At 74.2% G+C, this 24,328-nt stretch carries 13 protein-coding genes; 8 read left to right on the top strand and 5 right to left on the bottom strand.

The annotated features are described in order from the left end of the window. Window positions 1–225: 225 nt before the first annotated feature. From XF36_RS05120 to XF36_RS05105, 4 genes are all read left to right on the top strand, one after another. Complete coding sequence (locus XF36_RS05120; protein WP_145981262.1) at window positions 226–483, top strand: PqqD family protein; 258 nt, start codon at window positions 226–228, stop codon at window positions 481–483. A gap of 419 nt (window positions 484–902) precedes the next feature. Beyond that, the gene (locus tag XF36_RS05115; protein ID WP_064485558.1) at window positions 903–1,484 is read left to right on the top strand and encodes a LuxR family transcriptional regulator; all 582 of its coding nucleotides are present in this window, start codon (window positions 903–905) and stop codon (window positions 1,482–1,484) included. Window positions 1,485–1,600: 116 nt separating this feature from the next. Beyond that, window positions 1,601–3,184, top strand: a complete 1,584-nt coding sequence (locus tag XF36_RS05110; protein ID WP_060711094.1) for an acyl-CoA carboxylase subunit beta — start codon at window positions 1,601–1,603, stop codon at window positions 3,182–3,184. Beyond that, a complete protein-coding gene (locus XF36_RS05105; RefSeq protein WP_060711093.1) occupies window positions 3,181–3,390 on the top strand; it encodes an acyl-CoA carboxylase epsilon subunit in 210 nt (69 codons plus the stop codon). Before XF36_RS05110 ends, XF36_RS05105 begins: the two co-directional genes overlap by 4 nt. A gap of 6 nt (window positions 3,391–3,396) precedes the next feature. Here the strand turns inward: XF36_RS05105 and XF36_RS05100 are convergent, their stop codons facing one another. The 3 genes from XF36_RS05100 to XF36_RS05090 are packed head-to-tail and all read right to left on the bottom strand — an operon-like array spanning window position 3,397 to window position 11,337. Then, entirely contained in the window at window positions 3,397–6,207 is a 2,811-nt protein-coding gene (locus tag XF36_RS05100; RefSeq protein WP_060711092.1) for an AAA family ATPase, read from the bottom strand. Continuing rightward, entirely contained in the window at window positions 6,191–8,500 is a 2,310-nt protein-coding gene (locus tag XF36_RS05095) for an ATP-binding protein (protein ID WP_082375174.1), read from the bottom strand. Before XF36_RS05095 ends, XF36_RS05100 begins: the two co-directional genes overlap by 17 nt. Continuing rightward, window positions 8,497–11,337, bottom strand: coding sequence for a helix-turn-helix transcriptional regulator (locus tag XF36_RS05090; RefSeq protein ID WP_060711090.1), 2,841 nt, complete (start codon window positions 11,335–11,337; stop codon window positions 8,497–8,499). Before XF36_RS05090 ends, XF36_RS05095 begins: the two co-directional genes overlap by 4 nt. A 312-nt stretch (window positions 11,338–11,649) precedes the next feature. Here XF36_RS05090 and XF36_RS05085 point away from each other — a divergent pair, with 312 nt between their 5' ends. From XF36_RS05085 to XF36_RS05070, 4 genes are all read left to right on the top strand, one after another. Continuing rightward, window positions 11,650–12,609 (top strand): ATP-binding cassette domain-containing protein, encoded by a 960-nt coding sequence (locus XF36_RS05085; RefSeq protein ID WP_060711089.1) that lies wholly within the window; start codon window positions 11,650–11,652, stop codon window positions 12,607–12,609. Continuing rightward, window positions 12,606–13,433 (top strand): ABC transporter permease, encoded by an 828-nt coding sequence (locus XF36_RS05080; RefSeq protein ID WP_082375172.1) that lies wholly within the window; start codon window positions 12,606–12,608, stop codon window positions 13,431–13,433. Before XF36_RS05085 ends, XF36_RS05080 begins: the two co-directional genes overlap by 4 nt. A gap of 89 nt (window positions 13,434–13,522) precedes the next feature. Beyond that, window positions 13,523–14,929 (top strand): glycosyltransferase, encoded by a 1,407-nt coding sequence (locus XF36_RS05075; RefSeq protein WP_060714433.1) that lies wholly within the window; start codon window positions 13,523–13,525, stop codon window positions 14,927–14,929. Between the two features lie 30 nt (window positions 14,930–14,959). Beyond that, window positions 14,960–15,808 carry a phytanoyl-CoA dioxygenase family protein gene (locus XF36_RS05070; protein ID WP_060711088.1) on the top strand — a complete coding sequence of 283 codons (849 nt, stop codon included), beginning with the start codon at window positions 14,960–14,962 and terminating at the stop codon, window positions 15,806–15,808. A gap of 73 nt (window positions 15,809–15,881) precedes the next feature. On the opposite strand, the gene XF36_RS05065 is transcribed toward XF36_RS05070, so the two are convergent. Continuing rightward, entirely contained in the window at window positions 15,882–17,066 is a 1,185-nt protein-coding gene (locus XF36_RS05065; protein WP_060711087.1) for a cytochrome P450, read from the bottom strand. A 37-nt stretch (window positions 17,067–17,103) separates the two neighbouring features. Then, entirely contained in the window at window positions 17,104–24,132 is a 7,029-nt protein-coding gene (locus XF36_RS05060; RefSeq protein ID WP_060711086.1) for a type I polyketide synthase, read from the bottom strand. Window positions 24,133–24,328 lie beyond the last annotated feature (196 nt).

Here is a 24,328-nt window from a genome sequence, read left to right as displayed (position 1 = left end):
AACACCGGAAGTCACCGCACGTCACCGGAAGTTTCCCGACCGGACCAGTCTGGATCACGATCGTGCGACCGATCGGATACTGGTGATGTCCGGGTTCGGTCCCCCGGAGACTCGCGTCGGCGCATGCGGCACGGCCGTGGGTGAGCACACGTCATCGCCCGGACCACGGGTGGACGCCGGCGGGGAACAGAGGGGTTCCGCCGCGCAGAGTCGGGAGGGGGGGCCGTGGAACCAGTTCCCGGGCTGTCGGTCAGGGTGTTCGACACGGGGTGGATGGAGATCTCCCGCCCGGACAGTGCGGACCGCCTGCTCTGCGACGAGATGGGCACGGCGATGTGGATCGTGCTCTGTCAGGAGTCGTGGCAGCTCGGTGACGCCGTCGCGTCGCTGGCCCGGACCTGGGACGCCGACCCCTGGTCGATCCGGGACCAGATGTGCGACTGGATCGCCGACCTCACCGACGCCGGCGTGCTCCAGCACTGACCCCCGGCGCGGCGGCGCCCGACGCGATGGGGCCCGGCGCAATGGGGTCCGAGGCGATGGAGCCCGCGGGACGCCGCCGCACCCGGTCCCCGGCCACGCGTCGGTCCGTCCGGGCTCCGCGGTGGCCCGGCCCGGCGACCGGGCGCGTGCCGCGCGGACCCTCGGGCACCGCACCACACCGTAGTGACCGCTGTCACACACCGAACCGCCCCCGTACCGAACTCCGTACCCCCCGCAGCCACAGTGTTAAGCGCTTACGCGCCGGCTTCGTTGACGCCCGTCGCTCCCCCTTCCTAACGTCGAAAACGTCTTCACATCAGGCTCCTGCCACGCGAACCTCCGGGGAGTAATACATGCGAGTCAGCACATCCGAGGGAATGACCGGGGAGCGCCTCTCCAGCGATTCCACGAGCGCCTGCATGGTCTCCTTGGACCGCAGCCTGCGCATCGTGGCGGCGAACCAGGAGATGTTTCGTAGATTTCACCGGACGGACACCGCGAGTATCTGCGGATCGTCATTCTGCACGCTCGTCCACCCGAGCATCCGGACCAGGCTCGGCAACCAGCTCGAGCGCCTGCTCGACGGTCAGCAGCCCCGCGTGTACGAACGCTCGGTCGCCCTGCTCGGTCCGGACTCGACGGTGTGGGGCGACCTGATGGCGACCGCAACCGCTCGGGACGCAGGCCGGGTCGAGGGCGTGATGGCCGTGCTTCGCCCCGTCGAGGGCGACGCCGGACCGATGGCCGGCAGAGGCGCACCGCGCAAGATCCTGTCCGACATGGACGCCCGCATCCTGGAGGGTGTCGCCTCCGGGGCCTCGACCGTCCAGCTGGCCTCGACTCTGTTCCTCAGCCGCGGCGGAGTGGAATACCACGTGACGGCGCTGCTCCGGAAGATGAAGGTGAAGAATCGCCCAGCCCTGATCTCGAAGGCTTACTCGATGGGCTTCTTCGAACTCGGCTCCTGGCCGCCTCAGGTGGTTCCCGACCACGTCAAGTGAGCCCGCTGTCCGGTTCGGCCGTGCAGGGATCGGCTTGCCGGCGCGACCGGACGGATTCGCACGACGGATCGCGTGGCGCCGAGTGCCGGCGACCGACCCGAGACGATGGGAACGATATGACTGCGACCAGCGACATCGACGCGGCGACGCAGGACCTGCGATCGCGGGTGGCCGAGCTGCACGCGACACGGCGGGAGGCCCGGCTGGGGCCGTCGCGTCAGGCGACGGAGCAGCAGCACGCCCGCGGCAAGCTCACCGTGCACGAACGACTCGACCTCCTCCTCGACCCGGGGTCGTTCCGCGAGATCGAGCAGTTCCGCCGCCACCGCGCCACCGGGTTCGGTCTGGAGGACCGGCGCCCGCACACCGACGGTGTGGTCACCGGCTGGGGTCGGATCGACGGGCGGACCGTCTTCGTCTACGCCCACGACTTCCGGATCTTCGGTGGTTCCCTCGGTGAGGCGCACGCCACGAAGATCCACAAGGTGATGGACCTCGCCGAGTCGGCCGGTGCGCCGTTGATCAGCCTCAGCGACGGGGCCGGGGCCCGGATCCAGGAGGGGGTCACCGCCCTGGCCGGTTACGGGGGAATCTTCCGCCGGAACGTGCGCGCCTCCGGCGTCGTCCCGCAGATCAGCGTGATGCTGGGCCCGTGCGCCGGGGGCGCCACCTACTCCCCCGCGCTGACCGACTACGTGTTCATGGTCCGCGACATCTCGCAGATGTACATCACCGGACCTGACGTGGTCTCCGCCGTCACCGGCGAGTCGATCACCCACGAGGAGCTCGGTGGCGCGCACGTGCACGCCACCGAGACCGGAGCGGCCGCCTTCGCCTACGACGACGAGGAGACCTGCTTCGCCGACGTGCGGCACCTGGTGTCGTTGCTGCCCTCCAACAACCGGGAGCTCCCGCCGGTGGTGGCCACCGACGACCCCCGGGACCGGATGACCGGCGCGCTGCTCGACATCGTCCCCGCCGACACCTCCCGCGCCTACGACATGCACGACGTGATCGCCGAGGTCGTCGACGACGGCGACCTGTTCGAGGTACACGCGACATGGGCCACCAACATCATCTGCGGGCTGGCCCGGCTGGACGGGCACACGGTCGGGATCGTCGCCAACCAGCCGTCGTCGATGGCGGGCGTGCTCGACATCCATGCCTCCGAGAAGGCGGCCCGGTTCGTGTCGACCTGCGACGCGTTCAGCATTCCGCTGGTCACCCTGGTCGACGTCCCGGGCTTCCTGCCCGGCGGCGACCAGGAGCACGGCGGGATCATCCGGCACGGAGCGAAGCTGCTCTACGCCTACTGCGCCGCCACGGTCCCCCGGGTGCAGGTCATCCTGCGCAAGGCCTACGGCGGCGCCTACATCGTGATGGACTCGCGCTCGATCGGCGCCGACATCTCGCTGGCGTGGCCGACGAACGAGATCGCCGTGATGGGGGCTGAGGCGGCGGCGAACGTGGTCTTCCGCCGTGAGATCGCCGCCGCACCGGACCCCGAGGAAGCCCGGTCCCAGCGGATCAAGCAGTACCGCCAGGAGCTGATGCACCCCTACTACGCCGCCGAGGCGGGTCTGGTCGACGACGTCATCGACCCCGCGGAGACCCGGGCGGCGCTGGTCGAGGCCCTCGCCGTGCTGCGCGCCAAGCGGACCGAGCTGCCCCAGCGCAAGCACGGGAACCCGCCGACGTGAGCGCCTCGGCCGACACCCGCGATCCGGGGTCGCGGATCCAGATCAGCGGCGGGTACCCGGACGAGACCGAGATCGCCGCGGTCACCCTCGCCGTGCTCGCGTCGGCCGGCGCGGCGCGGCCACGGCGGGACCCGCCGCGCCGGGTCGTCACCTGGCCCGGCCACGGAGGGTTCGCATCCCCGGCGAGCTGGGCCGGGGCGGCCTGATCCGGCTCAGCCCGCGCCGGGCAGCGCCGCCCGCCCGCTCACCCCGAGCTTGCGGTAGACGCTGGTCAAGCGCTTCTCGACGGCCCGCCGGCTGATACCGAGGTCGTCGGCGATCGCCTGGTTGGTCGCGCCCCCGACGGCCAGGCGGACCACCCGGCGTTCGGCCTCGGTCAGCGGATCAGGGCCCTCCGGCCCGGTGGGCCCGGCCGCCGCCTCCGTGGCGGGCTCGGCCGGTGGGGTCCCGCCCGCGGCCGGGGCCGGGGCCGGGTCGACCGTCGCGGCGGCGTCCGCCCCCAGCTCGGCGGTGCGCTGCCGGCCCCGACGCACCAGCTCGTCCCCGGCCGGATCGCCGGCCCGGGCGAGCCGCCCGCCGAGCGCGATCTCGGACCGGCCCAGCTCGCGCAGGTCGCCCGAACCGGCGAGGACGTCGACGGCAGCACGCAGCTGGGCGGTGCCGTCGGCGCCCTCGGCCAGGGAGCCTCGGATCCGCAGGGCGCGCCCCAGCGCGGCCGGTGCGCCCCACGCCTCGGCCAGGGTGAGCTGTTCGTCGGCGTAGGCGACCGCGGCGTCGTACTCGCCGCGCCGCCCGTACAGCCGCGCCGCCCAGCCCCGCCACGGGAACAGCGCCGGGTTGCGCCATCCCAGGTGGTCGAGGTGGCGGCCGCCGTCGAGGAAGCACTCCAGCGCGAGATCCGGCTCCTCGTGTGCGCAGGCCCTGGCCGCGCGCATCATCTGGTGCGTCACGTGGGCGAGCAGACCGACGCCGGGTGGCCGATCAGTGACGGCGCGTCCCGGCACCAGGACCCGCGAGTCGAGCGCGGCGGCCAGGAGCGCGGCGTGGAACGCCGTGGGGGGTCCGGCGGCCCGCAGGACGCCGGGCAACGCTGCCGCCGCCACCCGTCCCTGCGCGAGCTGCACCAGAGCGAGCTCGTCGGCCGATGCGACGGCCGGGTCCCGGTCCCCCTGACCGGCCAGCCACGCCTCGACGGGGGCCGGACGGTCGGCGGCGACCAGCGCCAGGACGAGCAGACCGCGTGGTCCGTCCCCGGGCGGCACGCCGGGCGGGGGTGGCAGCTGCCGGGCGGGTGTGATCCGCAACAGACGCTCGCCCAGGTGCGCGATGTCGCGAGCCGGAACGTGCCCGGTCAGCATCGCCGCGTGGAGCAGCACCCCGACCAGCTCCCGCCCCGCCGAGGTGCTCAGCATCGCGTCCGGAGCGCGGAGCACCTCGCGCAGCAGGTGGCACGACTCGGCCAGCCCCTCCGGGCGTTCCTCCGCCATCCGCCGGGCACGGGCCCGGATCCGCAGGGCGACGGTCCCGTCGGCGTCCCCCGTGTCCGCGCGGCGGATCGCCTCCTGCACCGAGTCCGGGGCATCGCGGCACATGGCCGGGTCGATCAGGGTGAGCGCCGCGGCGCGGTCCCGGGCCGAGTCGAGGAGCGGGAGGGCCTGCGCGACGTGCCGCACGGCGGTGCCCGGCTCGACGAAGCGCTCCACCGAGGCGAGCTCGACCAGCAGCACTCCCCGCTCGCGGCTGGTCGCCCCGCTGTCGAGCAACGCACGGCGCAGGCAACGGATGGCGGTGTCCACGGCGTCGGGGTCCGGTACGCCGGAGTGCCGAGCGTCGGGAACCGGCGTCGCGGCGGCCTGCTGCGCTGCCGCCCGCAGGACCTCGATGGCCCAGGTGGCCAGCGGTGCGGTCACGGCCAGCAGGTGGCCCGCGACCTCCAGGGCGGGATGGCCGAACTCGTGCAGGTACCGGGCGGCCCGGTGGTGCAGGTCCTCCCGTTCCGCCGGCTCGGTCGCGACCTCCTCCACCAGCGGGTGCACGACCCGGACGACCCCCTGTCCTGTCAGGAGACCCTGCTCGACGAGCGACGCCGGGACGGTGCGCAGGTCCGCCCGGTCCAGCTCGCCGAGCCGGCGCAGGACCTCCGGGTCCGGCCCCGCACCCAGCACCGCAACCGCGCGCAGGTAGCGCCGCGCCGACGGGTCCTGCCCGCGCACGCACCGGGCGAGCCGCTCCCGCAGTGCCACCGGCCGCGCCGCACGCACCGCCCCGGCCTGCGCGGCGTCCGGCCGGACACCGGCGGCCACGAGCTCGCCGAGCACGGTGTCGAGGATCAGCGGGTTGCCCGCGCAGGTCTCGTGACAGGCCAGGACGAACTCGGGGGCGGCCGCGGGCCAGAACCGCTCCGCGATCACGGCGTCGACCGCCTCGGGCGGGAGCCTGCGGGCCCGCAGCACGGCGGCGCTGCGGGCGAACGCGCGGACCGGCGGCCGCTGCGAGCAGGGGTCGCCGTCGAGTGCCGTGGCCACCAGGACGACCGGCAACCCGGTCACACGGACCGCGAGGTGATTCAGCCAGCGCTGCGACGGGCCGTCGGCCCACTGCAGGTCGTCCACGCACACGGCGACCGGGCCGCCGGCGGCCACCGCCTCCAGCAGGTCCTGCAGCTCCTGGATCCACCGGTGCGCCACCGTCGGGTCGTCGGCATCCGCGGGCACGTACGCCAACGCCTGCGGAACGTCGCGGCCTGCGAGCCAGCGCTCCCGGTCGCCGCGCGCGGCGGTGGCCAGCAACGGGTCGAAGAGCTGACGGGCGACGCCGTGGTCGAAGTCCTGCTCGACGACGTCGGCGGTGGCCCGCAGGACCCGCAGCCCGGCGGCGACGGCGATGTCGGCCGCGGCGTCCAGCAGGGCGGTGCGGCCGGTGCCGAGACCGCCGCCGAGCAGGATCGCACCGCCCCGGCCGTCCGCGGCGCGCAGGACGGCGTCGCGCAGCACACGCAGCTCCGGCTCACGGTCCCGCAACATGCGACAACTCCCGTCCCAGCGCCGCGACCGCGGCCCCCGCGACCGCGATCGGCCCCGGCGCGCCCCATCGGACGGCCAGCCGGTGCTCGTCCCGCGCGATCCGCAGCGCGGCCGCGTGCTCGTCGCAGGCCGCGAGAGCCGCCGCGGCCGCCGAGCGCCACGGCACGAGAGCAGGGTTGACCCGGCCCCGGTCCAGCAACAACCGCCCGCACCTCATGAACAGTTCGAATCCGGCCCGGGCCCCACCCCGGGCGGCGTGCACCCGCCCGAGGGCGTAGGCCAGGAGCGCGATGCCGGGCCGGTCGCCCCCGACCCCGTGCCTCGCCGACGCCACGACGGTCGCCTCGGCGAGGTCGCCCTCGGCGAGGTGCAGCAGGATCTGCACGGCCGCGACCAGCGGGTCGCCGCCGCCCGGCCGGGCCCGTCCCGCCGACGCGGCCCGGGCAGCACGCAGGTCGCGCCGGGCGCCGTCGAGGTCACCGGCGCGCAGGGCGACCAGCGCCGTCATGGCCAGGATCGCGGGCGGCACGCTCCGGTCGCCGGCGAGGTCGAGCAGCACCGGTTCCAGCGCGCGCAGCGCCTCGTGGGGGCAGCCCGCCACCTCCAACGTCATGGCGGCCATGACCCGGGGCATCACCGGTGTCCACCCGGCGTCCGGAGCCGCCAGTGCCTCGCGGGCGAGTCGGGTCGCCGCGGCCCGGTCCCGGCCCCGTACCGCCTCGGACCAGGCCAGGGACCCGCTCGCGGCGGCGGTGGACGCGGCGGGCGGGGGGTCCGTCCCCGGCCCGGCGGGCTCCGGTGCGCACGACGGTGCCGCCAGCAGGTCGTCGTAGCCCAGCTCGTCGGTCAGCCGGGACAGCGAGAGCAGGTCCCGGTGCGCGGTCGTGTCGCCCGCGCACCGACGCACGGTGATCGCGAGTGCGCGGCGCGCGGCACCGACGTCGCCGTCGGCCAGCAGCAGGTCGGCTGCCTGCGCCCCGTGCGGGCCGTCCGTGGGATCCGCCTCCTGCACGACCAGGGCGAGCATCCGGCGGGCCGCCACCGGCTCGGTCCACGACCTGGCCGTGGCCAGCTCGACCATCAGCGGCCCGGACAGCCCCGGCGGGACCGGTTCGAGCAGGGCACGTTCGGCGCACGCGGCGGCCGCGGCGTGGTTCCCGCGACCCCGGTGGCCGCAGGCGACCCGGTACAGCAGCTCCGCGCCCCAGGGCTCGCCGAGCGTCGGGGCCGCCAGCAGCGCGCGGGCCACACCGTCGTCCGGCAGCCCGGCGCGGACGGCGAGCGCCGCGGCCCGGGCGAACAGGCCCCGGCGCCGGTCGGGGTCGATCCCGGCCAGGACCACGTCGGTGACCACCTCGTCGCAGAGCAGCAGGCAGCCCGGCCCGCGGACCAGGCCGGTGGCGGCCAGCCTGGTCCGCACATCGGCCCCGGTGGACGGGCCGGGCCCACCGATCCGGTCGACCACCGGCCAGAGATCCGGGCCGCAGACGGCCGCCGCGCGCAGGGCCGTGACCAGGTCGGCCGGGATCCCGTCCAGTACCGCCCTGACCTGCTCGGCGCGCGCGAGTGCCGCGCACCGGCGCAGCTCGGGTACGGCCGGGGAGGTCGGGGTCACGGACCGGTCGAGCCGAGCCAGCGTCGCGGCGAGGACGGCCGGGTTCCCCCCGGTCGCACGCCGGGCCACGACAGAGAACGCGCGGTCCGGCGCGGCGCCGTAGGCCGCGGTGACGGCGGCGCGGACGGCCGCGAGCGGCAGCGGCCCGGTCCGGAGCGTGACGTTGGCGCGGATGGCCGGGGCCCCCGCCCACTCCGCTGCCTCGTGTGTCCCGTTCGCCGCCACCAGCACCCCGACGGGTGCCCCGTGCCGGTGTCGCAGCAGCATCTGCAGCCAGCGCTGCGACTCAGTGTCCGCCCAGTGCAGGTCGTCCACCACCAGCAGGACCGGTCGCCGGTGCGCGGCGTCGAGCACGAGTCGACACCACCGGTGCAGGAGCGCGGTGTCCGCCGGTGCGCCCGGGGCGCGCCGCAGCTCCGCCGACCCGTCGAGCGGCCGGAGCAGCCCGTGCACGACCCCCAGTGGGTACTCGCTCTCCGCGACCACCGCCCGGGCGGTCAGGACGCGCACACCCCTCGCGCGCGCCCCTGCCGCCGCCGTGTGCAGCAGGCGGGAGCGCCCGGTGCCGGGCTCGCCGGTGACGGTGACGACCGTCGAGGTCCCCGCCGCGAGCGAGTCCAGGGCACGACCGAGGGCCGCGGTCCCGCCGCCACGCACGCGGATCGTGGGTTCGCTCATCCCCGACGGACCCGGGCGCCGCTCACGATCTCGGCCAGACCGGCCCGGTCGGCGACCCCGAGCTTGCGGAACGCGCTGGTCAGATGCACCTCGACGGTCCGCAGTGTGATGAACAGGGCCTCCGCGATCTCCCGGTTGCGGGCACCGTCGACGGCCAGGGCCACCACCCGACGTTCCGCGCCGGTCAACGGGTCCAGCGGCGAGCCGGTGGGTCTGCGCATCCGGCCGCCCGCCCGGACGAGCAGCTCCCGCGCCGCGGTCGCCGCCCGCAGCGCGCCGCAGCGCGCCGCGAGGGTCGCTGCGTGACGCAGGTGCTCGCGCGCGGCCTCGGGGTACCCGAGCTCGAGCACGGCACGGCCGAGCCGGAGGTAGGCCAGGATGAGCTCCATCCGCGCCGGGGAGTTCTCCAGCACCGCGACCGCCTCGTCGAGCAGCTCCGGTCCCCCCGGCCCCGGAGTGATCACCCCGCGTGCGATCAGGGCCAGCCCGCGGCTGCGGGCGGTGCCCCACCGGGCGGCGCTCTGCTCACCCAGCTCGACCATCCCGCGCGCCGCCGCGGCCCGGCCGGTGTCGGCGAGCAGCACTGCGGCGTGGGCCCACCAGGGCGCCAGCATCGGGTTGGCGATGCCCGCGGCGTCCAGGCTCTGCCCGCAGCGGCGGTAGAGGGCGAGTGCCACCTCGACGTCGCCCGTGTCGGCACTCGCTCCGGCCCGCGTCATCAGGTAGAGGTGGTACTCCCAGGCGAAGTCCTCCAGCCGGGGCCGGCTCAACCCGTCCAGCAGGGCCAGCGCTTCCTCCGGGCTGCCCTGCAGGTGGCGCACACTCGCCAACGCGATCGTGGGCACCACGGTGTTGCCGCGCCACGCCTCCTGCTCGGCCACGTCGAGGGCGGCCTGGGCGTCGTCCTCGGCCCCGGCGAGGTCGCCGACGAGTAACTGGTTGGCCGAGCGGGTCCCGATCGCGAGGCTGTAGGTCCAGGCCGAGGCCTGCCGGCGGCTCTGGGTGACGAGCCGGTCCAGCACCGCCGTGGACTCCTCGACCTCGTCGGCCAGGCGGAGCACCAACGACGACGCCAGTACGGCCCACCCGCCCAGGGTGGCCTCGTCGACGAGCAGGACCCGCCGGGCCATCTCCACCGCGGCGTCGGCCCCGTCGCCCTCCATCGCCTTGGCGACGGTCATCATGGCGAGCTTCTGCCGCTCGGCCGGGGTCCGTCCGGCGGGGACCGACATCCGACGCAGCCGGGCGATCGTCTCGGCCACGGTGCTCTTCTCGTCCAGTCCCGCCACCAGCAGCGCCGCCTCGACGTGGGTGCGCAGCTCGGTCGCCTCCGGGCCGGAATCGGTGTCCGCCGCAGTGTCCAGGGCGTCCAGGACGTCCTGGAGGATCCGGGCCCCCTCCGGTGCCTGCTGCACCGCGAGCGAGGTCATCGCCAGCTGCACGGCCACCCTGGCCCGGGTCGGCAGGTCCGGCGCGAGGTCGAGGGCCTCGCGCAGCTGCCGGACCGCCTCGTCCGGCGCGGTCTGCCCGAGTGCTGCGGCCAGCCGCATCCGCACCCCGACGTCGTGCGGCCGGGCCTGGAGCACCGGGGCCAGGTACCGCGCGACGGCGGGCTGTGCGCCCCGGTGCCCGGCCGCGGTCGCGGCCTCGAGCAGCACGTCGGCCATCCAGGGCTCGGAGATCTCGGGCAGTGCCAGCAGGACGGCGGCGACCGACTCGGCCGGGCGTCCGGCGTCGCTGAGCACGCGCGCGCCGCGCCGCCGCAGCTCGGTCAGCCGGTCCTCGGGCAGCCGGCGGAGCACCGCCGAGCGCAGCAGGTCGTGCCGGAAGTCCGTGCGGCCCGGAGCGAACACGTCGGTCCGGACCAGGATGTCGACCGCGTCCTTCACGGAGCCGGCCGGTACGCCGGACAGCGAGGCGAGCACATCGGTGGCCTCGGCGCCGACGACGGCGACCGCCGAGGCCACGGCCGCGACGTCCGGCGCGACGACGTGCCGCTCGACCAGGCGGTCGAGCACCTCGCGCCCCAGCTCGTGCACACGTCCGGTCGCCTGCTCCCGGGTCACCGGGCCGAGCTCGGCGACCAGGCGTTCCACCAGCAACGGACTGCCGCCGGAGGCCTCGGCCAGCGCGTCGAGTAGGTCGGCGTGCAACGGCTCCGCGTCCAGCGGGCCACGGGCGACGGCGAGACGGGCGATGTCCGCGCGGCCCAGCGGGCGCACCTGTTTGACGTCCACGCCAATCTGTCCGCCGATACCGGCCAGCCGGGCCGGGAGCGTTCCCGTCTCGTCGGTGCGGGTGGCGAGCACGACCGCCAGCGGCAGACCGGCGCAGCGGCGCAGGAGGAAGGCCAGGAAGGCCAGGGACCCGTCGTCACACCACTGCAGGTCGTCGACGACCACGAGCAACGGGGCCTGCGTCGTGAGGTTGACCGTGAGCCAGTACAACCCGTGCAGCACCGGGTAGACGTTGTCCGGATCGGCGCCGGCGAAGTCCTCGGCCAGCGCGGACATGCTCCACCGCGCGCCGCCCTCGAGCAGCTCGGGGCTCCCCGCCCCGGAGCCGAGGCCGAGCGGACCGAACAGGTCCCGGACCACGGCGAAGGACACGTCGGCGGTCTGTTCGCGGCCGCGGGCCCGCAGCAGGCGCACGTCCGCACCGGGCGGCCGCGTGTCGCACAGCTGGTCGAGCAGCGCGGACTTGCCGATTCCGGCCCGGCCGACCAGCAGCCGCACGGCGGGCTCCCCGGCCGCAGCGGCGACGAGTGCCTCGGCCAGCCAGGCCGATTCGACGTCACGGCCGACGAGGCGCCTGCGACCGGGGCTGTGGTCGGACATCGATGGACAAACCTCCGGGATCGACCGGTCCGGTCGGCACACGCGCCCGGACCGGAAGATCATCAGTCTAGGCCAGTTCCGCGACATGCCGGGCGGAACGGACGAGTGGGGCCGGGAGAGGCCGCACACCCCGGTCGCCCGGCGACGGCGCGACCTGCCCCGTGCACCGCGCCCGCGGGGAACCACGGGTCCCCCCAGTTCTGAGGTGCTACGACCGGTTCGACAGGGCGCCCGCACCCTCGCATCGTGGCGGCGACCACCCGCGGCGCCCGCCGTCCCCGGCGGCCCGATCCATCCTGCAGGGAGTGCCCCATGACCCGCGCCAGGTCCGATGAACCGATCATCGAGGCGATCGGGATCGGCCGCATGTTCGGCTCGACCCCGGCGTTGGCCGGAGTGGACCTGACCGTCGGCCGGGGGACGGTGATGGGTCTGCTCGGACACAACGGCGCCGGGAAGACGACCCTGGTCAACATCCTGACCGCGATGGTGCCCCCCACGTCCGGAACCGCCAGGGTGGCCGGCTTCGACGTCAGCCGGGAACCCGGTGAGGTCCGCAAACGGATCGGGCTGACCGGGCAGTACGCCTCGGTCGACGAGAAGCTGTCCGCGATCGACAACCTGGTCCTGCTGGCCCGCCTGCTGGGGGCGTCGAAGACCCGCGCCCGCGCCCGCGCCGACGAGCTGATCGAGGCGTTCGGGCTGACCCACGCGGCGTCCCGGAAGGCGCGCACCTACTCCGGCGGGATGCGCCGCCGGCTCGACCTGGCCGCCTGCCTGGTCGGCAACCCCGAGGTGATCGTCCTCGACGAGCCGACGACCGGCCTGGACCCCAGCAGCCGCCGGGCGATGTGGGACATCGTCACCGGCCTGGTCGACGAGGGCACCTCGGTACTGCTGACGACCCAGTACCTCGACGAGGCCGACACCCTCGCCGACCGGATCACCGTCCTGTCCTCGGGCCGGGTGGTCGCCTCCGGCACCAGCGCCGAGCTCAAGAGCCAGGTCGGGCAGCGCACGGTCACCGTCACCCTCGCTCCCGGATCGGCCACCGGCACCGCACGGTCGGCGCTGGTCTCGGCCGGGACGGCCCCGGCCGTGCGCGACGACGGGACGATCGTCGTGCCGATCAGCGCGTCCCGCGAGACCGCCACGGTGATCCGGGCGCTCGACGAGGTCGGCATCGACGTCGCCGAGCTCGCGTTCGGCGAACCGACGCTCGACGACGTCTACCTCGCACTCGCCCACGGAACCCCGGAGTTCGCGGCATGAGCACCCCGGCCCTGCGTCCCGCGCCGACCGCCGAGCGCTGGCACGGCGCCCCCTTCGTCCGTCAGGTCACCATCCTCACCCGCCGGCAGCTGTACGCGATGGTGCACGACCCCGGGCTGGTCGTGTTCGGGCTGATCCAGCCGTGCGTCCTGCTCTTCCTGTTCACCCAGATCTTCAGCAACATCATCCAGACCTCTGTGCTGCCCGCCGGGACGTCCTACCTGGACTTCCTGATGCCGGCGGTGCTGGTGAACCATGTCGTGCAGTCCTCCACCCAGTCCGGGGTGGGCCTGGTGGAGGACCTGGACAACGGCATCGTGTCGCGGTTGCGCTCGCTGCCGATCCGACCGGTGTCGATGCTCCTGGCCCGCAGCCTCGCCGACCTGGTCCGCAACGTGGTCCAGATCGTGCTCCTGCTGCTCATCGCGTTGGCGCTGATGGGCTACGCCCCGCAGGGCGGGCTCAGCGGGATCCTGGTCTCCTGCGCGTTGACGCTGTTCCTCTGCTGGTCCCTGAGCTGGATCTTCCTGGCCATCGCGGCCAGCACCCGCAGCGCCGAGACGATGAACAGCATCAGTGTCCTGGCGGTGCTGCCGCTGATGTTCCTCTCCAGCGGGTTCGTGCCGTTGCAGGCGCTCTCGCCGTGGCTCGCGGCGATCGCCGGGGTCAACCCCCTCACCTACGTCATCGAGGCCAGCCGCAGCCTGGCCATCGGTTCCGACCCCGGAAACCTGGTCACGATCGCGCTGTTCACCTGCCTGGTGCTCGCCGCGGTGGGCATCGCCGGTGCCGTGCGCGGCTTCCGCGAGCCCGTCCTCACCTGACCCGACCTGACCCGACCTGACCGGGTCTGGGGATTCCCCGCGTCCGGACGTGGGACAACGGTCCGGGCATCCAGCGAAAGGTGATCTCGATGCAGCCGACCCGGCAGCCGATCGTGTTCGTCAGCCATCCGGAGAGCGGGCTGTTCAACCCGATGCTGGTGCTGGCCGAGGAGCTCTCCCGCCGCGGCGTGGCCGACCTGTACTTCGCCGCCGACTCCTACCGGCGCGCCGATGTCGAGGCCGCCGGGAGCCGCACCCCGATCACGTTCGTCCCGCTCGGCGACAGCGTTCCCGAGTGGACGGCCGCCACCTGGGACGACGAGACCTACCGGGCCGTGACACAGCGGTCCCGCTTCCGGGCGCACCGGGCGCTGATCGAGCACACCTTCCACCCCGAGGCCTCGATCGAGAAGTACCGGCTGCTCGAGGCCGCCGTGGAGCGGATCGGTCCGGCGCTGATGGTCATCGAGAGCATGTGCGCCTACGGCGTCGAGCTCGCCATCACCAAGAAGATCCGGTACGCGCTCAGCAACCCGTTCATGCCGAGCAACCTGCTCACCTCGCACGTGCCGCTCATGCGCTCCTACACCCCGCGGCGGTTCCCCGTCCCGCACTCCGGCCTGCCCTACGACATGACCCTCGCGCAGCGGATCACCAACGAGACGTTCAAGTGGCGCACGGTCGGCATGTCGCTGCAGAAGACGATGCGTGAGCTCCTGCGACGCGACCGGAAGGTCACCGCGGAACTCGGCATCGCGCCCGAGGCCAAGGGCTTCCTGTCCCGGGTCGACCACGCCGCGCTGATCCTGAGCTACACGGTCGCCGAGCTGGAGTACCCGATGTCCTACCCGGACACGATGCGACTGGTCGGCACCATGGTCCCGCCGTTGCCGCAGGCTCCCGACGACGGCGGGCTCGGTGCCTGGCTGGACTCCTGCGACTCGGTGGTCTATATGGGCTTCGGCACGGTGACCCGGCTGACCCGCGAGCACGTCGAATCCCTGCTCGAGGTGTGCCGGCGGCTCGGCGAGCAGGGGCACCACGTGCTCTGGAAGCTGCCCCCCGACCAGCAGACGATGCTGCCCCCGGCCGAGATGCGGCCCGACACCGTGCGCATCGAGAGCTGGGTGCCCTCGCAGCTCGACGTCCTGGCGCACGAGAAGGTGCGGGTCTTCCTGACCCACGCCGGCGGCAACGGGTTCCACGAGGGCCTCTACTTCGGCGTCCCGCTCGTGGTCCGCCCGCTCTGGATCGACTGCGACGACCAGGCCGTCCGCGGCAGCGACTTCGGGGTGAGCCTGACCCTGGACCGGCCGGAGACCGTCGACGTCGCCGACGTCATGGACAAGCTCGACCGGGTCCTGCGCGACCCGGCCTTCCGCGACCGCGCAGCGCACTACCAGCGGCTGCTGCGGCAGGCCGGCGGGCGGCGCACCGCGGCCGACGAACTGCTCGGACTGCTCACGCCCACCGCAACCCCCACCCAGCCGGCATGACCCCATCACCACCGAGACCGGGAGATCACCATGTCACCCCAGCTCAGCCGACTCCCCGCCGACGCCAGCGTCGATGAGGCGTCGGAGATCCTGGACCGCGACGGCGGTCTGATCGCCGAGAACCTGATCGACCGCGACACCCTCAAGGCGCTGTGGGCGGATCTGCGACCGGCACTGGCCGGGAACGAGTACGGCACCAACTCCTTCGCCGGGCAGAAGACCAAGCGACTCTCGTCGCTGTTCGCCCGGTCCAGGCAGATGGAGAAGCTCGCGCTGAACCCGCTGTTCCTGGGTGTCGCGCGGGCCCAGATCCAGCGTGCGTCGGCCGAGCAGTTCGGGTCCCAGCGCGTCGAGATCACGCCGAACATCCAGGTCAGCATCACCCAGGCGATCCAGATCTGGCCCGGGGAGAGCCAGCAGGTCGCGCACCGCGACGACGTCGCGCACCTGCTGCCCTGCCCCGGCCCGACCAACCGGGTCCAGATCATGCTCGCGATGAGCGAGTTCAGTGCCGAGAACGGTGGCACGGTCGTCTACCCGGGCAGCCACCGCTGGGAGGCCGACCGGTCCCCGACGCCCGAGGAGGCGGTGGCCACCGAGATGTCGCCGGGCTCCTGCCTGATCTGGGTGGGCGGCCTCTACCACCGGGGTGGACCGAACCGCTCCCCCGGCCCGCGCACCGGCCTGACGATGTCCTACGTCCGGGGGAACCTCCGCCAGGAGGAGAACCAGTACCTGGCCGTGCCGCGCGAGATCCTCCGGGAGTACCCGGAGGAGCTGCAGCGCCTGCTCGGCTACGACATCTGCCCGCCGAACCTGGGCTGGGTCGACAACGAGGACCCGCACCGGGTGCTGCGGGAGGACGCGACCGTGTCCTGACCACCCACCGGTCACACGACAACGGCCGCCCGCGGAGTCCGCGGGCGGCCGTTCTCGTGGTTGGAAGGTGTCCTCACCAGGTGACGGGCAGGTGGTTGAACCCTCCGGACAGCGACACCGAGTCGGCGTCGAGGTCCAGCAGGGGGGTGGTGGGTCGCAGCCCGGGCAGGCGCCCGAACAGCGTCACGAACGCCGACTGCAGCTCGACCCGGGCCAGCGGGGCGCCGACGCAGTGCCAGATCCCGTGCCCGAACGTCATGTGCGGGTTCGGGTGGCGCTCGACGTCGAACTCCTCGGGACGGTCGAACTCACGCGGGTCGAAGTTGGTCAGGGTGAAGTCGAGGAGCACCAGATCCCCCTCGCGGATGGTCACGCCACCGATCTCGATGTCGGCGTTGGCGTAGCGCGGCAGGCTCGAGTCGCCCGCCGAGGCGGTCCGCAGCACCTCCTCCACCGCGTGCTTGAGCACGGTGGGGTCCGCCTGCGCCGCGGCGCGCTGCTCCGGGTACTCGGCGAGCAGCACCACGCCGACGTCGATGTGGCTGACCACACTGTCCAGGCCGGCGAACAGGAGTCCGGCGCACCGGGTGGCGATCACCTGGTCGGACAACCCGGCCTCGATCAACCGGCTGATCACGTCGTCGCCCGGGTCGGACCGCTTCCCGGCGACGAGGTCGTTGAGGAAGGCCGACATCGCCAGCCCGGCATCTCGGGCGCTCTGCGGGTCCGTCAGCACCGCCATCGCGCCGAGGAGCTCGAACATCCGGCCGCGCTTGTCCGGGGCGACCCCGATCAGCCCGTAGAGCACGTTGAGCGCGAACGGCATCGAGAAGTCACGGTGCAGGTCCGCGGGAGGGCCGGCCGCCTCCATGGCGTCGACCAGCTCGTTCGCCGAGGCGTCCACCATCGGTCGCAGCGCGTTGATGCGTCGCAACGAGAACATCGGGCTCAGCGTGGAGCGCATGTCGGTGTGCTCGCGCATCCCGGTCTCGCCGTCACCCTCGATGATCAGCATGTCCATGAACGGGTTGTCCATGTAGCGCGGCGCCGACGCGGGGTCCTTGTGCGAACGTCCGACCCGCTTGTCCATCAGCAGTTGTTTCAGCTCGGCGTACCGGGTGACCAGCCACGCCTCGTCGCCGGCCGGGGTGCGCACCCGGTGCACCGGAGCCTGCTCCTGCAGCCGCGCCATCTCCGGGCTCGGGCGCAGGCGCTGCTTCGGCCCGGTGGCGACCGTCGGGATGTCGTTCGTGGTCATGACGGATCCTTCCTGTTCGGGATCGGGGCCGTGCTGTTCACCGGGTGGCCGCCTGCAGGCTGGTGAGCCACTCCTCCATCGCCTCGGCGGTCACACCGGAGTGCTCCTTGGCCATCGTCAGGTGGTCGGCGTCGATCGTGAGCACCGCGTCGGTGTCCAGCGGAGGCGCCTCCTGCGGGCCCTTCCCACCGGGCAGCGGGATCGACGCGCGGACCAGCAGGGTGGGGGCGGTCGTCTCGCCCACCGGGCGCAGCGCGGCCGCGCGGTTGTACCAGTGCACCATCGCGGTGAGCCGGGTGCTGGTGAGCGCGACCGCCGGTGAGTCGATGTCGGCGAGGTAGTAGCGGCCGACGCCCTCGTAGTCGGCGCCCTCCCCCTCGGCGTAGCGCAGGCTCATCGTGTCGAGCATGATCACCGCCTCCGGCTGCACCCCCCACCGCTCCTCCATCAACCCGGCCGCCTCGTAGGCCAGCGAACCGCCGGTGGAGTGCCCGACCAGCACGAACGGTGCTCCGTCCGCGGCCCGGAGCACGCTCTCGGCGACCGACTCGATCGCCGCCTCGCCGGTGGCCGGCAGCGTCTCACCGGGCTCGAACCCGACCAGCGGCAGCGCGAGCACCCGGCGGCGGCCACGGAAGTGCGCCGCCAGCCGCGCGTACTGGTGCACGCCGCCGGTCGCTCCCGGCGCGCTGACGAAGATCAGCTTCGGTGTGGTCGGCCCGTCGGCGAGCACCACCGGGGAGGCGGGCCGCTCCAGCTCCGAGGTCCGGCTGAACGTCGGACGCAGTGCGGCGACCGCGTCCAGCATCTGCATCGCCTCGACGCTCTTGTCCCGGCGCACCGCCGCGAGGAACAACCCGACCAGGGTCTCCTCCGAGTCGGTGTCCACCGCGACGGCGGCCGGCTGCCCGCCCTCGGTCGGTGCGTCCGCCGCGACCAGGTGCCCGGCGAGCTCCTCGTGCAACCAGGACGCGAGCCGGTCGGGGGTCTCGTTGTCGAAGACCACCGAGGCGGGCAGCGTCAGGTCGAGTTCGCCCGCCAGGTGGTTGCGCAGCTCGACCGCGACCAGCGAGTCGAACCCCAGGGAGAGAAACTCCTGGCGCGGGTCAATCGCCGTCGTGTCGGTGTGCCCGAGCACGGAAGCCGCACGGCTGATGACCAGCTCGCGCAGCAGCTCCTCCCGGGCGTCGGCGTCGAGGCCGCGGAGCCGGTCCAATGTGGTCTCGGTGGTCCGGCGCGTCGCCGCTCCCGAGCCGCGCAGCACCGACGGCACGGCGCCGGCCACGGCCGGCCCCCTGACGTCCGGCCGTACCGGCACCACGACCGGCTCGGCCGTGGTCAGCGCCGCGTCGAACAGGGCGAGTCCGCGCTCGACCGGCAGCGGCGGCATCCCGGATCCGCTCATCCGCGCACGGTCGGCGTCGGTGAGCCCGCCGACCATGCCGGCCTCGCTGTCCCAGGGGCCCCAGACCAGCGACGTCCCCACCCGTCCCAGTCCGCGGCGGTGCTCGGCGAGCGCGTCCAGGAACGTGTTCGCGGCGGAGTAGTTGCCCTGTCCGAGGCCACCGATCAGCCCGGAGATCGAGGAGAACAGGACGAACGCGGACAGGTCGGCCTCGGCCGTGAGCTCGTGCAGGTGCCAGGCGCCGTCGACCTTGGGCCGCAGGACCGCGTCCATCCGGTCGGGGTTCAGCGAGTCGAGCATGCCGTCGTCGAGGACACCGGCGGCGTGCACGACGGCGGTGAGCGGGTGCTCGTCGGGGATGGTGGACAGCAGCGCGGCCACCTCGTCGCGCTCGGCGACGTCGGCCGCCAGCACCGTGACGTCGGCGCCGTGCGCGGTCAGCTCGGCGCGCAGCTCCAGGGCCCCCGGGGCGTCCGGGCCGCGGCGCCCGGTCAGCAGCAGGTGCCGCACGCCGTGCTCGGAGACCAGGTGCCGGGCCAGCTCGGCGCCGAGACCACCGGTGCCCCCGGTGATCAGCACCGTGCCGTCGGGGTCGCGGGCCGGCGGCACGGTCAGCACCAGCTTGCCGACGTGGCGGGCGGCACTCATGTGCGTGAACGCGGCCCGGGCGCTGCGCACGTCCCAGGTGCGCACCGGCAACGGGGCCAGTACCCCGGATTCGAACAGTTCCAGCAGCGTCTGCCACATCGCCGCGATCCGGTCCGGGCCGGCTTCCATCAGGTCGAACGCCCGGTAGGCGACACCGGGCAGGGCGTCCGGGTCGCGGACGTCGGTCTTGCCCATCTCGACGAACCGGCCACCGTCGCCGAGCAGCCCGAGCGAGGCGTCGACGAACTCACCGGACAGCGCGTTGAGCACGACGTCGATGCCGGCGCCGGCCCAGGCCGACGCGAAGTCGGTCGTGCGCGAGGAGGCGATGTGGTCGTCGGCGACACCGAGGTCGCGGAGCACGTCCTGCTTGGCGTCGCTGGCGGTGGCGTAGACCTCGGCCCCGAGGTGGTGGGCGATCTGGATCGCGGCCATGCCCACCCCGCCGGCGCCGGCGTGCACCAGGACCTTCTCCCCCGCACGCAGGCCGGCCAGGTCGACCAGCGCGTACCAGGCGGTGAGGAACACCAGGGGCACCGACGCCGCCTGCGCCCAGGACCAGGGCTCCGGCACCCGCACCAGCAGACGCTCGTCCGTGACGCCGATCGGCCCGAACCCGCCGAAGACCAGGCCGGTCACGCGGTCGCCGGTGCGCAGACCGGTCACCTCCGGACCGGTCCCGGTGACCTCGCCCGCGGCCTCCCCGCCGAGCAGCCCGGCCTCCCCGGGATACATGCCCAGCGTGGTGAGGGCGTCGCGGAAGTTCATCCCGGCCGCCCGGACGCCGATCCGCACCTGGCGGCCGGTCAGCGGCTCGGTGACCTCCGGGCACTCCACGAGCTCGAGCCCGCTGATGCTGCCGGGCCGGGCGGGGTGCAGCCGCCAGACGGGTCCGGGCGGCACCAGGTCCGGCCCGGCGCTGAGGGGGGCCAGACGGGCCACCCGCACCGCGGCGTCGCGCACCGCGACCTGCTGCTCGTCGGCACCGAGCAGGGCGGGGAGCACCGACGCCGAGGCGAACGCGTCGTCCAGGTCGGCCAGCAGCAGCTTCGCGCCCAGGATCTCCACCTGGGCGGCGCGCACCAGGCCCCACACCGCCGCGGCGGCCGGGTCGCGCAGCGGCTCGGCGTCGACGGAGACGGCGCCGCAGGTGACGAACACCAGCCGGGTCGCCGCGAGCGCCGGGGTGGACTGCCACTCCTGCAGCAGCGCGAGCACCCGATGGGTCAGCGTGTGCGCGGTGGCCGGGACGTCGGCGTCGTCCTCCCCGGCGCCTGCGGTGCCCAGCGGGACCAGGAAGACGTCCGGCAGCGAGCCGTCCTCGCCGACCGCGCCGCCCAGGGTGTCGGCGTAGGCCGTCACGGCCTCCCCCGCCCGGTGCAGGGCGTAGCCGAGGTCGAGCTCGTCGCCACCGACGACGGCCCAGCGGGTCCCGGTGGCGGGCTCGGCCGCGGTACCCGGCACCCAGCGGATGCCGGACAGCTGACCGGCGGTCCCGGCGCCCGCGCCGGATGCGGCCCGCACGACCAGCGACGCCACCGACAGCACCGGGTCGCCCTCGGCGTCGGTGACGGCGATCTCGACGCCGTCGCCCGTGCCGGGACGCAGGCGGGCACGCAGCACCGAGGCCCCGCTGCGGTGCAGCGACACCCCGTTCCAGGCGAACGGGAGTGCGCCGCCGTCGCCCCGGCCGATGAACACGTTGGCGTGCAGGACGGCGTCGAGCAGTGCGGGGTGCAGCCCGTACCCGTTCGCCGTCGCGGCCGACTCCGGCGCGACGACCTCGGCGAACACCTCGTCCCCGCGGGTGTAGACCGACCGAAGACCCCGGAAGGCGGGCCCGTACTGCAGGCCGGTCTCGGCGTAGCGTTCGTAGAACCCCTCGAGCGAGACCTCGGTCGCGCCCGCCGGCGGCCACACGCCGCCGTCGAAGCCGAGGTCGACCGGGTCGCCGGCCAGGGAACCGACCGCGTGCACCATCCACTCGCCGCCGTCCGGGCGGGCGTGCACGGTGATCTCGCAGCGGTCGTGCCCGTCCGGTTCCCCGACACGGACCTGCACCGTCACCGCGTCACGGTCGGGCAGGACGACCGGCGCGACCAGCGTCAGGTCCTCGATCCGGTGCCGGCCGACCGCGTCGCCGGCCCGGTTCACCAGCTCGACGGTGGCCGCACCGGGCATGATGACGTGCCCGCCGACGACGTGGTCGGCCAGCCAGGGGTGCGAGCGCACCGACAGGTGCCCGGTCAGCACCGTCTCGCCGGTACCGGCGACCGGGACGGGCGGGCCGAGCAGCGGGTGTCCCGTCGTCGCCGGCCGTGGCCAGTAGCGCTCGTGGCGGAACGGGTAGGTCGGCAGATCCACCCACCGGGCCCCGGTGCCGGCGAACAGCGCCGGCCAGTCGACGGCGACGCCGACGGAGTGCATCCCGGCCAGCGCGGCGACCGCGGACTCCTCCTCGCTGCGGTCACGGCGCAGCAGCGGGACCACCGTGGCCGACGCCGGGAGCGACTGGGCGGCCGCCGCGGCGAGCACACCTCCGGGCCCGACCTCGACGAACGTGGTCACGCCCGCGGCGGACATCGCGCGGACGCCGTCGGCGAACCGGACGGTCTCCCGGACGTGGCGCACCCAGTAGTCGGCGCCGAGGTCGGTGGCCGGCTCGCCGGTGACGTCGGAGATCACCGGGATGGTGGGCTCGCCGAACACGATCGGGGACAGGGCGGCCCGGAAGTCCTCGAGCATCGGGTCCATCAGCGGGGAGTGGAACGCGTGGCTGACCGAGAGCCGCGTGCTGCGCCGCCCGCCCAGGCCGGCCAGCACCGCGTCGACGGCGTCCTCGGCGCCGGAGAGCACGACCGCGCCGGGGGTGTTCAGCGCGGCCACCGACACGACGCCCTCGAGCAGCGGCGTCACCTCGTCCTCGGTGGCGCGGACCGACACCATCACCCCGCCGGCCGGCAGGGCCTGCATCAACCGTCCGCGGGCGGCGACGAGCCGGGCCGCGTCGGGGAGCGAGAGGACCCCGGCGACGTGCGCGGCCGCGATCTCGCCGACCGAGTGCCCGGCGAGCATCCCCGGCCGCACGCCCCACGACTCGACCAGCCGGTAGAGCGCGACCTCGACGGCGAACAACGCGGGCTGGGCCCATCCGGTCTGCTGCAGCACCGACTCGTCGTCGCCCCACACGACCTCGCGCAACGGGCGGCCCAGGAGCGGGTCGAGCTCGGCGCAGACCGCGTCGAAGGCCTCGGCGAACACCGGGAAGCGGGCGGCGAGCTCCCGGCCCATCCCCAGCTGCTGCGAGCCCTGGCCGGAGAACAGGACGCCGACGCTGCCCGTTGCGTGCGCGGCGCTGCCACGTGCGAGCTCACGTACGTCGTCGGCGGTCGGCGCGAGCACCGCCCGGTGGTCGAACAGCGTCCGGCCGGTGGCGAGCGCGAAACCGACGTCGGTCGCCGAGGGGCCGCCGGGGGCGGCGAGCGCGCCGATCCGCACGATCTGGGCGTCCAGCTCGTCCGGGGTCCGGGCGGAGACGACCCACGGGACCAGGCCCGGGACGGGGGTGCCGGTGTCCGCCTCGGGGTCGGGGCCGGTCTGCGGTGCCTGTTCGACGATGACGTGGGCGTTGGTGCCACTGATCCCGAACGAGGACACCGCGGCCCGGCGCTCCCGGCCGGTCTCCGGCCAGGGCTGCGACTCGGTGGCCAGCTCGACGGCGCCCTGTGTCCAGTCCACGTGGGAGGACGGCCGGTCGACGTGCAGTGTCGCGGGCACGGTCCCGTGTCGGATCGCCTGCACCATCTTGATCAGCCCGGCGACGCCGGCCGCGGCCTGGGTGTGACCCAGGTTCGACTTCACCGAGCCCAGCAGCGCGGGTCGCTCGCGCTCGGCGCCGTAGGTGGCCAGTACCGCCTGGGCCTCGATCGGGTCGCCGAGGCGGGTTCCGGTGCCGTGGGCCTCGACGACGTCGACGTCGGCCGGGCCGAGACCGCCCGCGGCCAGGGCGTCCCGGATGACCCGCTGCTGGGAGGGGCCGTTCGGCGCGGTCAGGCCGTTCGAGGCGCCGTCCTGGTTCACCGCGCTGCCGCGGACCACGGCCAGTACCGGGTGCCCGAGCCGCTCGGCGTCGGCGAGCCGCTCCACCAGCAGCACCCCCACGCCCTCGGACCACGCGGTGCCGTCGGCGGCGTCGGCGAAGGTCTTGCAGCGCCCGTCCGGGGCGAGGCCGCCCTGGCGGCTGAATGAGCTGAAGTTCGCCGAGGTCGACATCACGGTCACGCCCCCGGCCAGTGCCAGCGAGCACTCTCCGTCGCGCAGCGAGCGCGCCGCGAGGTGCAGCGCCACCAGCGACGACGAGCAGGCGGTGTCCACGGTCAGTGCCGGGCCCTGCAGACCGAGCGCGAAGGACAACCGGCCGGACATCACGCTGGCGGCCAGGCCGGTCGAGGCGTGCCCCTCCATGTCGACGTCCGCGGCCAGTGCCAGGTGGATGTAGTCCTGCCCGGAGGTCCCGACGAACACCCCGGTGCGGCTGCCGCGCAGGCCACGCGGGTCGACCCCGGCCCGCTCGAGCGCCTCCCAGGAGACCTCCAGCAGCAGGCGCTGCTGGGGGTCCATCGCGACGGCCTCGCGCGGGGAGATGTCGAAGAACCCGGGATCGAAGTCGCCCGCGCCCTCCAGGAACCCGCCCTGGTCGGTGGCGCTGCGGCCGTCGCGGAGCGCGTCCATGTCCCAGCCGCGGTCGGCGGGGAAACCGGAGATGGCGTCACCCCCGGTGGAGACGAGCTCCCACAGGTCCTCGGGGGATCCGATCCCGCCGGGGAACCGGCACGCCATGCCCACGATGGCGACCGGCTCCTGCCGGCCGGCCTCGACCTCGGCCAGTCGTCGCCGCGCCTCGTGCAGATCGGCGGTGACCCACTTCAGGTAGTCGACGAGCTTCTCTTCGTCCGTCATCGCAGTGCACCTCTCCATCTCCGGTGTGGGGCGCGCCGCGGCCCGGTCGCCCATGTCGTGGCCGGTGCTCCGGTCGAGGCCGTCCTCGCATCCTGGCCACGACTGAAGCGCACGGACCGCCCGGAAATGCCTAGTCTTGGGGGTCGCGTGCCGCGCGGACCAGGAAGGACGGGTCCGGCGACCAGGTCACCTCGGCCGCCGCCGAGCACCCGTAGCCGGGGGAGTCGACGAGGTCACTCGCCGACTCCCC

The organism is Pseudonocardia sp. HH130629-09 (assembly GCF_001294645.1).
In the GTDB taxonomy this organism is placed as follows: domain Bacteria; phylum Actinomycetota; class Actinomycetes; order Mycobacteriales; family Pseudonocardiaceae; genus Pseudonocardia.
This window is presented reverse-complemented; position numbering and strand designations above follow the sequence as displayed.

What these genes read in the sequence shown, in the direction of transcription:
- XF36_RS05070 (WP_060711088.1), top strand. Translation starts at nt 14,960, where the DNA reads ATGTCACCCCAGCTCAGCCGACTCCCCGCCGACGCCAGCGTCGATGAG.
- XF36_RS05095 (WP_082375174.1), bottom strand. Translation starts at nt 8,500, where the DNA reads ATGAGCGAACCCACGATCCGCGTGCGTGGCGGCGGGACCGCGGCCCTC.
- XF36_RS05060 (WP_060711086.1), bottom strand. Translation starts at nt 24,132, where the DNA reads ATGGGCGACCGGGCCGCGGCGCGCCCCACACCGGAGATGGAGAGGTGC.
- XF36_RS05075 (WP_060714433.1), top strand. Translation starts at nt 13,523, where the DNA reads ATGCAGCCGACCCGGCAGCCGATCGTGTTCGTCAGCCATCCGGAGAGC.
- XF36_RS05090 (WP_060711090.1), bottom strand. Translation starts at nt 11,337, where the DNA reads ATGTCCGACCACAGCCCCGGTCGCAGGCGCCTCGTCGGCCGTGACGTC.
- XF36_RS05080 (WP_082375172.1), top strand. Translation starts at nt 12,606, where the DNA reads ATGAGCACCCCGGCCCTGCGTCCCGCGCCGACCGCCGAGCGCTGGCAC.
- XF36_RS05100 (WP_060711092.1), bottom strand. Translation starts at nt 6,207, where the DNA reads ATGTTGCGGGACCGTGAGCCGGAGCTGCGTGTGCTGCGCGACGCCGTC.
- XF36_RS05085 (WP_060711089.1), top strand. Translation starts at nt 11,650, where the DNA reads ATGACCCGCGCCAGGTCCGATGAACCGATCATCGAGGCGATCGGGATC.
- XF36_RS05115 (WP_064485558.1), top strand. Translation starts at nt 903, where the DNA reads ATGGTCTCCTTGGACCGCAGCCTGCGCATCGTGGCGGCGAACCAGGAG.
- XF36_RS05065 (WP_060711087.1), bottom strand. Translation starts at nt 17,066, where the DNA reads ATGACCACGAACGACATCCCGACGGTCGCCACCGGGCCGAAGCAGCGC.
- XF36_RS05110 (WP_060711094.1), top strand. Translation starts at nt 1,601, where the DNA reads ATGACTGCGACCAGCGACATCGACGCGGCGACGCAGGACCTGCGATCG.